12 protein-coding genes are annotated in these 13,625 nt (G+C 73.0%); 3 read left to right on the forward strand and 9 right to left on the reverse strand.

Annotated features, from left to right (window positions below; all coding sequences use genetic code 11):
- Positions 1–86 precede the first annotated feature (86 nt).
- The 4 genes from IE267_RS02325 to IE267_RS02340 form a co-directional block, all read right to left on the reverse strand.
- Entirely contained in the window at positions 87–752 is a 666-nt protein-coding gene (locus IE267_RS02325) for a response regulator transcription factor (RefSeq protein ID WP_167157528.1), read from the reverse strand.
- A complete protein-coding gene (locus IE267_RS02330) occupies positions 749–1,915 on the reverse strand; it encodes a sensor histidine kinase (protein ID WP_189762003.1) in 1,167 nt (388 codons plus the stop codon). Before IE267_RS02330 ends, IE267_RS02325 begins: the two co-directional genes overlap by 4 nt.
- A gap of 331 nt (positions 1,916–2,246) precedes the next feature.
- A complete protein-coding gene (locus tag IE267_RS02335) occupies positions 2,247–2,861 on the reverse strand; it encodes a DUF3017 domain-containing protein (RefSeq protein WP_229860653.1) in 615 nt (204 codons plus the stop codon).
- Positions 2,762–3,622, reverse strand: coding sequence for a bifunctional methylenetetrahydrofolate dehydrogenase/methenyltetrahydrofolate cyclohydrolase (locus tag IE267_RS02340; protein ID WP_167157532.1), 861 nt, complete (start codon positions 3,620–3,622; stop codon positions 2,762–2,764). Before IE267_RS02340 ends, IE267_RS02335 begins: the two co-directional genes overlap by 100 nt.
- 206 nt (positions 3,623–3,828) lie before the next feature.
- Between IE267_RS02340 and IE267_RS02345 the strand changes: the two genes are divergently transcribed.
- Positions 3,829–4,440 carry a hypothetical protein gene (locus tag IE267_RS02345; RefSeq protein ID WP_189762004.1) on the forward strand — a complete coding sequence of 204 codons (612 nt, stop codon included), beginning with the start codon at positions 3,829–3,831 and terminating at the stop codon, positions 4,438–4,440.
- An 86-nt stretch (positions 4,441–4,526) separates the two neighbouring features.
- Here IE267_RS02345 and purH read toward each other — a convergent pair whose 3' ends face one another.
- Together purH and purN are read right to left on the reverse strand one after the other, a co-directional pair.
- A complete protein-coding gene (gene purH / locus IE267_RS02350) occupies positions 4,527–6,161 on the reverse strand; it encodes a bifunctional phosphoribosylaminoimidazolecarboxamide formyltransferase/IMP cyclohydrolase (RefSeq protein WP_189762005.1) in 1,635 nt (544 codons plus the stop codon).
- Complete coding sequence (purN, locus tag IE267_RS02355; protein ID WP_161250938.1) at positions 6,088–6,759, reverse strand: phosphoribosylglycinamide formyltransferase; 672 nt, start codon at positions 6,757–6,759, stop codon at positions 6,088–6,090. Before purN ends, purH begins: the two co-directional genes overlap by 74 nt.
- Before the next feature lie 263 nt (positions 6,760–7,022).
- Here purN and IE267_RS02360 point away from each other — a divergent pair, with 263 nt between their 5' ends.
- On the forward strand, positions 7,023–7,814 hold the full coding sequence (locus IE267_RS02360; RefSeq protein WP_189762006.1) for a hypothetical protein: 792 nt from the start codon (positions 7,023–7,025) through the stop codon (positions 7,812–7,814).
- A 36-nt stretch (positions 7,815–7,850) separates the two neighbouring features.
- Here IE267_RS02360 and IE267_RS02365 read toward each other — a convergent pair whose 3' ends face one another.
- Positions 7,851–9,746, reverse strand: coding sequence for a cell division protein PerM (locus tag IE267_RS02365; protein ID WP_189762007.1), 1,896 nt, complete (start codon positions 9,744–9,746; stop codon positions 7,851–7,853).
- Between the two features lie 165 nt (positions 9,747–9,911).
- Between IE267_RS02365 and IE267_RS02370 the strand changes: the two genes are divergently transcribed.
- Entirely contained in the window at positions 9,912–11,426 is a 1,515-nt protein-coding gene (locus IE267_RS02370; protein WP_189762008.1) for a transcriptional regulator, read from the forward strand.
- 87 nt (positions 11,427–11,513) lie between these two features.
- Here IE267_RS02370 and sucD read toward each other — a convergent pair whose 3' ends face one another.
- Entirely contained in the window at positions 11,514–12,398 is an 885-nt protein-coding gene (gene sucD / locus IE267_RS02375; protein WP_161250643.1) for a succinate--CoA ligase subunit alpha, read from the reverse strand.
- 22 nt (positions 12,399–12,420) lie between these two features.
- Positions 12,421–13,599 carry an ADP-forming succinate--CoA ligase subunit beta gene (gene sucC / locus IE267_RS02380; RefSeq protein WP_161250645.1) on the reverse strand — a complete coding sequence of 393 codons (1,179 nt, stop codon included), beginning with the start codon at positions 13,597–13,599 and terminating at the stop codon, positions 12,421–12,423.
- Positions 13,600–13,625: the final 26 nt, after the last annotated feature.

Genomic DNA, 13,625 nt, shown 5'->3' on the forward strand with positions numbered 1-13,625 from the left:
CCCCAGGGATGCTCGGCCCCAGGATGTCAGTTCCCGGGGTGGTGCGCACCGGGACGAACGGAGGGGCTGGGGACGGGCACCGGAGGTCAGGGCCGGGGGCCGCCCGGAGTCACCAGACCGCTCTCGTACGCCACCACCACCGCCTGCGCCCGGCTGCCCAGGTCCAGTTTGCTCATGGCCCGGTTGAGGTGGGTCTTGACGGTGGCCTCGCTGATGAACAGCCGGTCGGCGATCTCCAGGTTCGACAGGCCGCAGGCGGTGAGCCGCAGCACCTCGGTCTCGCGGGCGGTGAGCGCGCCGAGTTCGGCGGCCGCCCCCGCCTCGGGCCGCCGGGCGAAGGCCTCGATCAGACGCCGGGTGACGCTCGGGGCGAAGAGCCCGTCGCCACCGCCGACCGCGGTGATCGCCGCGAGCAGCCGCTCGGGCCCGGAGTCCTTCAGGAGGAACCCGGCGGCCCCCGCGCGCAGCGCGTCGTACACGTACTCGTCGAGGTCGAAGGTGGTCAGGATGAGGATGCGGGGCGCGGGTTCGGGGGCCTCGGCCAGGATGCGCCCGGTGGCCTCGATGCCGGTCATGCCCGGCATCCGGACGTCCATGAGGATCACATCGGGGCGGGTCGCGGCGGCCTGGTGCACCGCCTCGGCGCCGTCGCCCGCCTCGCCCACCACCTCGAACCCGGGCGCGGCCCGCAGCAGCCCGACCAGGCCTGCCCGGATGAGGAACTGGTCGTCGACGACGAGCACCCTGATCATCCCGATGCGTCTTCTTCCCCCGAAAGCGCTCCTGCGGAGGTCGGCAGGGTCAGGGTCACGGCGAACCCGCCTTCGCTCCGCGGGCCGATGCTGATCGACCCGCCGTAGAGCTTGGCCCGCTCGCGCATACCAATCAAGCCGTGCCCGCCCCCCGTACGCACTCTGTCCGGAATCTCCCCCTGCCGCCCGGGCCGCGCACCCCCGTTGACGACGGAGACCGTCAACCGGTTTGCTTCGTAGCCCAGTTGGACCACCACCGGGCTGTCCGGCGCGTGCTTCAGTACGTTGGTGAGGGCCTCCTGCACCACGCGGTAGGCGCAGAGCTCGACGCCGGGGGCCAGCGGGCGCGGGGTGCCGAGGGTGCGCAGGGTGACGTCGACGCCGCCGGCCCGGATGCGCTCGGCCAGCTCTCCCACCCGGGCGAGGCCGGGCATCGGGGCGCCGGGCACCTGGTCGTCGGCCTCGCGCAGCACCTGGAGCATCCGGCGCAGCTCCTCCAGGGCCTCGGCGCTGGTGCCGGAGATGGTGGAGAGCGCGGCCCGGGCGGTGGCGGGGTCGCTGGCGAAGACGAAGCCGGCGAGCCCGGCCTGCACGGAGATCACCGACATGTGGTGGGCCACCACGTCGTGCAACTCCCTTGCTATCCGGCCGCGTTCGGCCGCCACCTCCTGCCGGGCCCGTTCGGCCTGCTCCCGCCGCAGCTGTCGGGCGAGCTCGGTGGAGCGGCGCGCGAGCACGCCGAAGCGGAGCAGCACCAGGGGGAAGACGAGGGCCTGGGCGACGACCGACGCCATCTGCGCGCGCGGGCTCGCCACGCCCGCGTACACCCAGGCCCCCGCCATGACGGACGCGCAGATCGCCGCCGTACGCGGACGACACAGGGACGCCACCGTGTACAGCGACAGCATCGGACCGAAGGTGGCCACGACGGGCCAGTAGCCGCCGGCCACGTACAGCACGAAGACCAGATGGGACCAGAGCAGCACCGCGAGCGGCGCCCGGACGCGGAACGCGAGCGGCAGCCCGGCCAGCACGGCCAGTGCGTAGCCCCGGCCGTCCAGGGCGCTCCAGCCCTGCTGCGCCGACTCCCTGCCGAGCACCACGGAGACACAGGTCAGCACCACGGCCAGGAGCGCATCGGCGAACTGGGGGCGGATCCGCATCGTCGCAGCGTAGCCGCGGTGTCGAAGGCGGGCGTCAACTTCGCGCGGTACCGCGGAAGTTGCAGGAGCCAGCGCGGCTACCGCCGTGGTCGTGGCGGGAGTTCAACCCGGCGCGGGACGACCGGGGCGGGGCCGCGCCCGTAGCTTCTTGGTCCAGCAGCACCACGGCTCCGGCCGACCGCCGGCACCGCCTGAACGCGCACCACGACGTTCAGCTCCTGGGTGGTCGACAAGATCCGCACCAGCTTCGCGTCCAGCTGCTGACGCGACCGGCACGACGGCCCGCACTCACCCGGGGGAGAGTGCGGGCCGTCCACCGTCGCGGAGGGGGCTAGCGGACCGTGAAGTGGACCGCGTCCTCCAGGAACGGCACGTTCAGCCAGGGCCGGGGCTGCGCCATGAGGGAGAGCAGCACGATGGCCACGCCGAGCACCCCGTACGTGGAGATGTCGGTGAAACGGGACCTGACGGCGAGCATCCCGACGGACGGCAGCGTCCAGCGCAGGGCCGCGCCCGCCATCAGGGCGGCACCGATGATGATGAGCCCGATCCGGAAGGCCTGACCGAACGGCTCGGTCGCCACTATCAGGAGCCCGAGGCCGACCGCGACCAGGACCGAGAGCAGCGGCCACTGACGGGCGGGTGCGGAGGCGTCACGGGGTGCGGCGCGGCCACCGCCCTCCGGGCGCGCGGTGTCGCGCGTGACGGAGGGGAACCGCCGCGAGCCGCCCGCGCGGGCCGGCGCCGACGGCGCGTCCGCTGCGGACTCGCCCTCGGCGGACGGCTGCTCCGCGTCCTTCGACGGCTCGTGACTCGTACCAGCACCCATGCCTCGGACCCTTCCGGTCAGTGCGCGGCGGCGGCGAGCTCGGCCGCCTCGACGACGTTGACGAGCAGTTGGGCGCGGGTCATCGGGCCGACCCCGCCCGGGTTCGGCGACAGCCAGCCGGCCACCTCGGCGACTCCGGGGTGCACATCGCCGACGATCTTGCCGCTCTCGTCGCGGCTGACGCCGACGTCGAGCACGGCCGCGCCCGGCTTCACGTCCTCCGGCTTGATCAGGTGCGGGACGCCGGCCGCGGCGATGACGATGTCCGCCAGCTTCAGGTGCGCCGACAGGTCGCGCGTGCCGGTGTGGCACTGGGTGACCGTCGCGTTCTCGGAGCGGCGGGTGAGCAGCAGCGGCATCGAGCGCCCGATGGTGACCCCGCGCCCTACCACGACGACCTCGGCCCCGTTGATCTCCACGCCGTGCTTGCGGAGCAACTGGATGATGCCGTACGGCGTGCAGGGCAGCGGGCCCGGCTCGTTGAGGACCAGGCGTCCGAGGTTCGTCGGGTGCAGACCGTCGGCGTCCTTCGCCGGGTCCATCAGCTCCAGGATGCGGTTCTCGTCGATGCCCTTGGGCAGCGGCAGCTGGACGATGTAGCCGGTGCAGGCGGGGTCCTCGTTCAACTCCCGCACCACCGACTCGATCTCGTCCTGCGTCGCCGTCGCGGGCAGCTCGCGCTGGATGGAGGCGATGCCGACCTGGGCGCAGTCGCGGTGCTTGCCCGCGACGTACTTCTGGCTGCCGGGGTCCTCCCCGACCAGCACGGTTCCCAGGCCGGGCGTGACGCCCCGCTCCTTCAGGGCCGCCACGCGGACGGCCAGTTCGGACTTGATCGCTGCGGCGGTGGCCTTGCCATCGAGAATCTGGGCGGTCATGTTTCCCATTCTTTCAGGGCGACGCATGATCGCCCAAGTTGCACTTGCACAACACATCCAGCAACCGGCTGGACAAACTTATGTCTTATTTAGAACGATGATCCGCGCAGTGCCGCGGGCAGTGCCGGGGGGCAATCCGCTCAGAACAGCTATTCCTCCGCTCGGGCCGCGTCGTCCCCGCAACACCCAACGGAGGAAAATCCGTCATGAGCTTCGGCGACCCGAACAACCCCTACGGGCAGCAGCCCCAGCAGCCCCCGCAGGGCGGCCCGTACGGCCAGCAGCCGGGTCAGCCCGGCTACGGCTACCCGCAGGGCCAGCAGGCCCCCCAGGGCGTCCCCCCGCAGGGTTACGGCTACCCGCAGCAGCCGTACGGCGGTGGCCCCGCCGGACCGCAGACGATGCCCGGAACCGTCTCCGCGGCCCGCGTGATGCTGTGGGTCATCGCCGGCCTCCAGGCCATCGGTGCCGTGATCATGACGATCGGGGCGGTCGGCGTGAGCGCCGCGAAGGACCAGGCCGCGGCCCGGGACGACGTCCAGTTCCAGCAGCTCGCCGACTACCCGGTGGGCGTGCTCTACGTGATCGCGGCCTTCGCGGTGGCCTGGCTCGTGTTCGCCATCGTGCTCGCCGTGAAGTTCGGCAAGGGCGGCAACGGACTGCGCGTCACCACGATGGTTTTCGCCATTGTGACCGCGGTGCTCGGCATCTACCCGTTCGTCCTCATCGGGCTGATCCACACGGTACTGGCCATCCTGATAGCCGTGTTCGTCGGCAAGGAGAGCGGCGCCCAGTGGTTCAAGCGCCCGCGGTACTGAGCCGGTGAGCCTCGGACCGTCGGGCTCCGACCGCTGAACACGAGGGCCGCATCCCGCACGGGGTGCGGCCCTCGCGCTGTCCGGGGTCAGTGGAAGAAGTGCCGCGTGCCGGTGAAGTACATCGTCACGCCCGCCTTCTTCGCCGCCTCGACCACCAGCTCGTCGCGGACCGAACCGCCGGGCTGGACCACGGCCTTGACCCCGGCGTTCGCCAGGATCTCGAAGCCGTCGGGGAACGGGAAGAACGCGTCGGACGCGGCGTACGAGCCCCGCGCCCGCTCCTCGCCGGCCCGCTCCACCGCGAGCTTCGCGGAGTCGACCCGGTTGACCTGACCCATGCCGACGCCGACCGACGCCTGGTCCTTGGCGAGCAGGATCGCGTTGGACTTGACGGCCCGGCAGGCCACCCAGGCGAAGGCGAGCTCCTTCAACTCGGCCTCGTCCAGGGCCTCTCCGCTGGCCAGCGTCCAGTTCGCGGGGTCGTCGCCCTCGGCCTGGAAGAGGTCGGTGTGCTGGAGCACCGCGCCGCCCGAGATCGACTTGAGGTCGCCCGGCTGGTGCGGGGTGCCGTCCACCTTGAGCACCCGGATGTTCTTCTTGCGAGCCAGCACCTCGACCGCGCCGTCCTCGTAGTCCGGGGCCGCGATGACCTCGGTGAAGATCTCGGCGACCTGCTCGGCCATCGCCACCGTCACCGGCCGGTTCACGGCGATGACACCGCCGAACGCGGACAGCGGGTCGCACTCGTGCGCCTTGCGGTGCGCGGCCGCGAGGTCCGCGTCGACCGCGATGCCGCACGGGTTGGCGTGCTTGATGATCGCGACGCAGGGCTCGTCGTGGTCGTAGGCGGCGCGGCGCGCGGCCTCGGTGTCCACGTAGTTGTTGAAGGACATCTCCTTGCCGTGCAGCTGCTCGGCGTTGGCGAGCCCGCCCGGCCGCCCGTCGGTGTAGAGGGCCGCGGCCTGGTGCGGGTTCTCGCCGTAGCGCAGCGCCGACTTGCGCTCCCAGGTGGCGCCGAGGAACTCGGGCAGCGGGGCCTCGCCCTCCTCGGGCGCGTACACGTTGGTCATCCAGGACGCCACGGCCACGTCGTACGCGGCGGTGTGCTGGAAGGCCTCGGCCGCGAGGCGCTTGCGGGCGGTCAGGTCGAAGCCGCCGTTCTTCACGGCGTCGAGCACGGCCGCGTACCGCTGCGGGCTGGTGACCACGGCGACCGAGGGGTGGTTCTTGGCGGCGGCGCGGACCATCGAGGGGCCGCCGATGTCGATCTGCTCCACGCACTCGTCGGGGCTCGCGCCGGAGGCGACGGTCTCCTTGAACGGGTAGAGGTTGACCACGACCAGCTCGAAGGGCCGCACGCCCAGCTCGTCGAGCTGGGCCCGGTGGGCGTCCAGGCGCAGGTCGGCGAGGATGCCCGCGTGCACCTTGGGGTGCAGCGTCTTGACCCGCCCGTCGAGACACTCGGGGAACCCGGTGAGCTCCTCGACCTTGGTGACGGGCACCCCGGCGGCGGCGATCTTCGCGGCGGTCGACCCGGTGGACACCAGCTCTACCCCGGCCGCGTGGAGCCCTTGCGCCAGCTCCTCCAGGCCCGTCTTGTCGTAGACGCTGACCAGCGCCCGCCGGATGGGCTTGACGGTGTCCGTACTAACCGAGTTCACCGATCTGAACCTTTCGTCCCTCAATGCGGTAGCCGTTACGGGCCAGACGCCCCACGACATCGACGAGCAGCCGTCGCTCGACTTCCTTGATCCGCTCGTGCAGAGCGGCTTCATCGTCCTCGTCCCGGATCTCGACCACGCCCTGGGCGATGATCGGGCCGGTGTCGACGCCGTCGTCGACGAAGTGGACGGTGCACCCGGTCACCCTGGCGCCGTACGCGAGCGCGTCGCGTACGCCATGGGCTCCGGGAAAACTGGGCAGCAGCGCGGGGTGGGTGTTGACCACCCGGCCGCCGAACCGGGCGAGGAACTCCTTGCCCACGATCTTCATGAACCCGGCCGAGACGACCAGGTCCGGCGCGTAGGCCCCGGTGGCCGCCGCGAGCGCCGCGTCCCACTCCTCGCGCGAGCCGTGGTCCTTGACCCGGCAGACGAAGGTCGGGATGCCGGCCCGCTCGGCGCGCTCCAGGCCGACGATGGAATCCCGGTCGGCGCCGACCGCCACGATCTCGGCGCCGTAGCCGCCCGGATCGGCGGCGATGGCGTCGAGCAGGGCCTGCAGATTCGTACCGGAGCCGGACACCAGCACCACCAGGCGGGCGGGGCGAGGTGTTCTTCCGGGCGGAGAGGCGGACGCGGAGGGGGGCGGGGAGGCCACAGCGGGGCTCTTTCTCGCGGTCGTACGTCTTTGTGTGGTCGTACGAACGAATCGTGCCCCTCGATACGGGGAACTCTACGAAAGCGCCGACCGTCAGCAACGATACCGGCACACCGGACGGCCCCCACGGGACGGGGGCCGGACCGCCAGGTAGCGTCTGGGAGGACGCCGCGAGACGAGACCTGTCTCACTTACTTGTTTGCGAGATGCGACCCCCTGGCCCGACCGGCCGGTGACGGGTCCGAGGGGAAGACGTTCACCAGATGCCGGACCGACGCCACCAGCTGTTCGCAGCCCGCCAGTCCTCCACCCCCGGCTCCCCTCGTCCCGCGGACCCGGGGAGCTCGGGGCCCGAGGGCTCAGGAAGCGGCACCGGAGCGGGCTCCGACGACAATCCCTTCGCGCCGCCGCCGGAGGGCAGCCCCGACCAGCCCTGGCAGCCGCGCCGGCCGGCCTCGGGCGAGGGCGAGGGCGACGGCCGGCAGGGCTCGCCCTGGGGGAGCCAGTGGAGCGACCGCCAGCCGGGCCGGGCGCCGGGCGGCTTCGGCCGGCGGCCCGAGCGCCCCGAGGGCGGCCCGGGCCAGAACCCGCCGCCCCCGCCCGGCCTGCGCTGGGACCCCACGGACCCGGCCCAGCGCCGCGCCCGGTACGCCCTGCTCTCCGGGATGTGGGCCTTCTTCTTCGCCCTGTTCGACATGCCCGAGGTCGCGCTGCTCCTGGGCGCGCTCGGCCTGTACTGGGCGATCAGCTCGCTGCGTGCGAAGCCGAAGCCGCCCGAGGCCCCCTCCGCGACCTCCCCCGCGCCCGCGACCCCGCCGGTGCCCGCGGCACCCCCCGCGCCCCCGGCTTCGGGCAAGCCGCAGGTGACGGCGGCGGTGACCGGCCTGGTCACGGCGGTCCTCGCGCTGGCCGTGGTGGCGTCGAGCTTCACGATGCAGCTCGTGTACCGCGACTACTACACCTGCGTGGACGACGCCCTGACCAAGACGGGCCAGCTCTCCTGCAACGACCTCCTCCCCCACAAGCTGGTCCCGCTGTTCGGTGTGAAGGAGTAGCCCCTCCGGCACCCGACAGGCGGGCCCCGCCCGGTCCTACTCGGGTCCGGCGTCGGGGCGCGGCTCGGATCGGGGCGCGGACCCGGGGTGCGGCTCGGTTCCGGGTTCGGCCTCGCGGTGCGGCTCGGATTCGGATGCGGGCCCGGGGTACGGCTCGGAGTCAGGTCCGGCGTCTCGGTGCGGCCCGGATTCCGATGCGGACCCGGGGCCGGGTCCGGGGCCGGCGTGCGGCTCGGGGTCCCGGACGGCGTCCGGGTGCGGTCCTGGCTCCGGAGCGGGGCGGCCTTCCGGGACGGAGGCGGGGGCCGGGCCACTTTGCGGTACGGGTGCCGTGCTGCCCTCCAGCGCCTTCGGCACCTCCGGCGTTTGCGGCGCCGGGTCCGGGACGGGCCGGAGCGGGGCGAACTCCGCCCCGGCCTGCGGAATGTCCGCCATCAGACCGCCCGACGCCTCCTTGAGCGCGGCCCACCGGGCCTCCCGAGCCCCGTCCTCGTGCCACAGGCCGCCCCCACCGACCGGCAGGAAGTCGTAGGCCTCCTCGTCGGCCGGACCACCGCCGCCCACCGGCACCGGGGCCGGGCCGGACCCCGCTGCGACGGCGGCCCGGTCCCGCCGGGGCCGCCACGAGAACAGCCCCGCGGCGCGGGCCCGCAGCGGGCGCCGGGGTGCGGCAGCGCGCAGCCGCCAGGCCCGCAGGCCCACGGCCGTCGGCACCCCCACCACGGCCGCCCACAGCAGCGCCGCACCCCCCGTGCGCCACCAGACCGGGCCGAGCGCGGCGAGCGTCCCCGTGCCGAGCGGACCACCCGCGACCGCCGCGAGCCCGGCGAGCGCACAGCCGCACAGCACCGCCCCGAGCAGCGCGGCCCGCGCGGTCTCGCGGCGCCCCCACCCCTCGGCCACGGCCGCCCGCGCGGTGAACCGGGCCAGGACGAGACCGGCCGCGATCGGCACCCCGGCCGCCGCCCAGTTCCACCAGGAGCCGTGCTCGCCGGTCGGCACCGCCGCCAGGAGCGGGAAGTGCGGGAGGGCGGGGGTGCCCGTCACGCCCAGGGGTCCGGCCACGGCTCCCGTACCGACGGCGAAGCCGGGCCCGAGCCCGTACGCCGCCCCCCACACCGCCGCGTTGGGCACCAGGGCGAGGGCGAGCAGCAGCACCGCCAGGCGCCCCGACCAGTCCTCCGCGAGCCGCAGGAACGCGTCCTCGGCGATCCCGATGTGCCAGGCGAGCCCGGCGCCCGCGAGCAGCGCCCCGCCACCGAGCAGCACCGCGACCGCGGCCCCGGCAGCCCGTGCGGCCGCACTGGTACGAACGTCCAAGAGCGCGGCCCGTACCCGCGCCGGGACCCGCTCGGGCAAGGGGCCGAGCGGGCGGCCGTGAGCGGTCCAGACGCCGGCGGCGGTCGCGAGTGCCACCGTGAGCGGCAGGCGCAGCGCGGCGCCGAGCGGTTCGGCGGGCAGCGGGCCGGCGGCCGCGTACAACACGGTGGCCGCCGCGATCACGAGGTATCCGCAGGTCACCGCCCCGAATACGGCCCAGCCGGAGGGCAGCGGACCCGCGGGCTCGTCCTCGTAGTCCTCGTCCTCGTCGGGCATCAGCACATCGCGGGCCGCCCGGTGGGCGAGCCAGCCCGGCAGCGCGATCAGGAGCAGCGGCACCAGACCGACCGGGGCCGGGGCGCCGGTCAGTGTCTCGGGCCTGACGAGCTGCGCCCCGTGCGCGAGCAGCCACAGCGAGGCGGCCGTGCGCAGGGCGCCGCCGGGGCCGCTGTCGGGGTAGGGGGAGCTGATCCACAGCACCATCACGAGCACGGCCAGGGCACCGAGCCCGAGCCCCGCCGCGATCGCGCCGCGCAGGAAACAGGTAGCCAGCACGGAGGGGCGCGCCTTGACGGGAAGCAACGGCAGGCTGCGCTCGGTCACTTGGGTCACCCGGGCCATGCTGCCAACGACACGCGCTTTCTTCGCGTAACAGGCTAATGACCGATGTGTCGCTCAATATACGGTTATGTACTTTTTCACCCGGAGCATCTTCCGCTGCGCCGCTCCGGGTGCGACAGCCGTTACGGCCCTCGCGGGGAGCCCTGGGAGCCCTTCATGACACAGAGCACGGCCGACACCAAGGACACCGATGCCATGTCCCCCCTGCCCACTCCCAAGGAGCGGCGCCGGCTGCGCGAGGCGAAGGACCTGAGCGAGGCGCAGGTCGCTTCGGCCGTCGGCGTCACGCGGGCGACCGTCCGCTCGTGGGAGACCGGCCGCACCACCCCGCGCGGACGCAAGGGCCAGACCTACGCCCGCCTCCTCGCCACCATCGAGGTGGAGATGGCCGCCGAGGAGGATATGGCGGGGGCGGATATGGCGGGGACGGAGGATTCCGTTTCCGCTCCCCCCGCGGACGGTGGCTCCGCCGAACCACGGCAGGCGGCGCCACCGGATGACGCCGCGAAGGCCGATGCGGCCGACGACGCCGACGACGCCGAGACACCCGCCAAGCCGACGCCGAAGGCGAAGCAGCACGCGGCGAACACCCGGCCCAAGGCCGCCGCCGACGGGGCCTCCCCCAAGTCCTCCCGGCCCCGGGGAAGGGCCGCGAAATCGCAGGCCGCACCGCACCCCCGCCTCGGGCGCGCCGCCCCGGAGCCCGCCGCCTCCGGGTCCGCGCCCGTGCCGGTGCCCACCAAGGAGCTCAGGCCCGCAGCTCCGGACAAGGGCGCCGCCGCCGGCGCTGCCTCGACCCCGGCCACACTCGCCGACGCCCTGCCCGAGCAGGCCTCCGTCCCGCACACGTTCACCCCCGCCGAGGCGTTCGACGCGCTGTACACCGCCATCGCGCCCGACCTCGCCCGGCAGGCGTACCTGCTGACCGGACGCACCCGGCTGGCCCGGGAATCGGTGGAGCGGGCCTTCCACCAGGCGTGGGAGAACTGGCCCGAGGTCGCCACCGACCGGGACCCGGCGGGCTGGGTGCGGGCGGCGGCGTACGAGTACGCGATGGCTCCCTGGCACCGCTTCCGGCGCGCCCACAAGCGCCCCGACCAGCCGCCCGCCGAGCCCGAACGCAGGGCGCTCCTGGACGCGCTGCTCGATCTGCCGCCCGCCTACCGCCGCACGGTGCTGCTGTACGACGGGGTGGGGCTCGACCTGCCGGAGACCGCCGCCGAGACCGAGGCCAGCACCCCGGCCGCGGCGAACCGCGTACTGAACGCGCGGACCGCGATCCTCGACCGGGTCCCCTCGGCCGCCCGGGCCACCCCGCAGGCCCTCTCCGCGGACCTGCGCAGGCGCATCACCGACCTCGCGCTCGCCGGGCCCGAATCCGTCACCCGGCTGCCGGCCGCGCCCGTCGTGCGGACCGGGGGCGAGCGGCGGCGCCGGTTCTGGACCCGGGCCGCGATCGCCTTCACCACACTGATCGTGAGCGCGACCGCCTTCACCGTGGTGACGGTGCCGCACCACCACGTGCGCCCGGTGCCGATCGGCGAACGCGTCGGCGGGGTTCCCGCCAACAACGGTCCGCAGCGGCTGACCGGCGAGGACCTCGAACTGCGCAACAAGCTGCGTACGGAACCGGCCCGCGGACCGCACCGCCTGGTCCTCGACATCCGCTGACCGCCCGCCCACGCAGGAAGGGCCCGCACCCCGAGGGGTGCGGGCCCTTCCTGTCCACTCGTGGAGCTCGGCCCCGCGAGGCCCGACTCAGCTGCCGAGGATGGCGCGCGCGAGCTTGGCGGTCTCGGTCGGCGTCTTGCCGACCTTGACGCCGGCGGCCTCCAGGGCCTCCTTCTTCGCCTGGGCGGTGCCGGAGGAGCCGGAGACGATGGCGCCGGCGTGGCCCATGGTCTTGCCCTCGGGCGCGGTGAAGCCCGCGACGTAGCCGACGACCGGCTTGGTGACGTTGGCCTTGATGTAGTCGGCCGCACGCTCCTCGGCGTCGCCGCCGATCTCGCCGATCATCACGATCAGGTCGGTGTCGGGGTCGGCCTCGAACGCGGCGAGCGCGTCGATGTGCGTGGTGCCGATGACCGGGTCGCCACCGATGCCGACGGCGGACGAGAAGCCGATGTCACGCAGCTCGTACATCATCTGGTAGGTCAGCGTGCCGGACTTCGACACCAAGCCGATACGGCCCGGCTTGGTGATGTCGCCCGGGATGATGCCGGCGTTCGACTGGCCGGGGGTGATCAGACCCGGGCAGTTCGGGCCGATGATGCGGGTCTTGTTGCCCTTGGAGTTCGCGTACGCCCAGAAGGCGGCGGAGTCGTGGACGGCGATGCCCTCGGTGATGACCACGGCGAGGGGGATCTCGGCGTCGATCGCCTCGACGACGGCGGCCTTGGCGAAGGCCGGCGGCACGAAGAGGACGGAGACGTCGGCGCCCGTCTTCTCGATCGCCTCGGCGACCGAGCCGAAGACCGGGACCTCGGTGCCGTCGAAGTCGACGGTGGTGCCGGCCTTGCGCGGGTTCACGCCACCGACGATGTTGGTGCCGTCGGCCAGCATGAGCTTGGTGTGCTTCATGCCCGTGGCGCCGGTCATGCCCTGGACGATGACCTTGCTGTCCTTGGTGAGGAAGATAGCCATGGTGGTGTCTTAACCTCTTCCCTTACTTCGCAGCCGCGAGCTCGGCGGCCTTGTCGGCCGCGCCGTCCATGGTGTCCACGCGCTGCACCAGCGGGTGGTTGGCGTCGCTGAGGATCTTGCGACCCAGCTCCGCGTTGTTGCCGTCGAGACGGACGACCAGCGGCTTGGTGACCTCTTCGCCCTTCTCGGCGAGCAGGGCCAGCGCCTGGATGATGCCGTTGGCGACCTCGTCGCACGCGGTGATGCCACCGAAGACGTTGACGAACACGGACTTGACGTCCGCGTCGCCGAGGATGATCTCCAGGCCGTTCGCCATCACCTGGGCGGACGCGCCGCCACCGATGTCGAGGAAGTTGGCCGGCTTCACGCCGCCGTGGTTCTCACCGGCGTACGCGACGACGTCCAGGGTGCTCATGACGAGACCCGCGCCGTTGCCGATGATGCCGACCTCGCCGTCGAGCTTCACGTAGTTGAGGTTCTTGGCCTTGGCGGCCGCCTCAAGGGGGTTGGCCGCGGCCTTGTCCTCAAGCGCCTCGTGCTCCGGCTGACGGAACTCGGCGTTCTCGTCCAGGGACACCTTGCCGTCGAGGGCGAGGATGCGGCCGTCCTTGGTCTTCACCAGCGGGTTGACCTCGACGAGGAGCGCGTCCTCGGCGACGAAGGTCTTCCACAGGGTCACCATGGCCTCGGCGACGCCCTCGGCCACCTCGGCCGGGAACTTCGCCTGGGCCACGATCTCGCGGGCCTTCTCGATGTCCACGCCGTCGACGGCGTTGACCGGGACCTTCGCGAGGGCCTCGGGGGTCTTCTCCGCGACCTCCTCGATGTCCATGCCGCCCTGCACCGACGCCATGGCGAGGAAGGTGCGGTTGGTTCGGTCGAGGAGGTACGAGACGTAGTACTCCGCCTCGATCTCCGGAGACAGCTCGGCGATCATCACCTTGTGGACCGTGTGGCCCTTGATGTCCATGCCGAGGATGTCCGTCGCGCGGGCGACGGCCTCGTCCGGCGTGGCGGCCAGCTTCACGCCGCCGGCCTTGCCGCGGCCGCCGACCTTCACCTGCGCCTTGACGACCGACTTGCCGCCGAGACGCTCAGTGGCCTCGCGCGCCGCCTCAGGCGTGTCGATCACTTCACCGGCCAGCACCGGTACACCGTGCTTGGCGAAGAGGTCCCTCGCCTGGTACTCGAACAGGTCCACGCGCGTCCGTCCCTTTTCAGTGGTAT

This window comes from Streptomyces xanthochromogenes (genome assembly GCF_014650455.1).
Lineage (GTDB): Bacteria > Actinomycetota > Actinomycetes > Streptomycetales > Streptomycetaceae > Streptomyces > Streptomyces xanthochromogenes.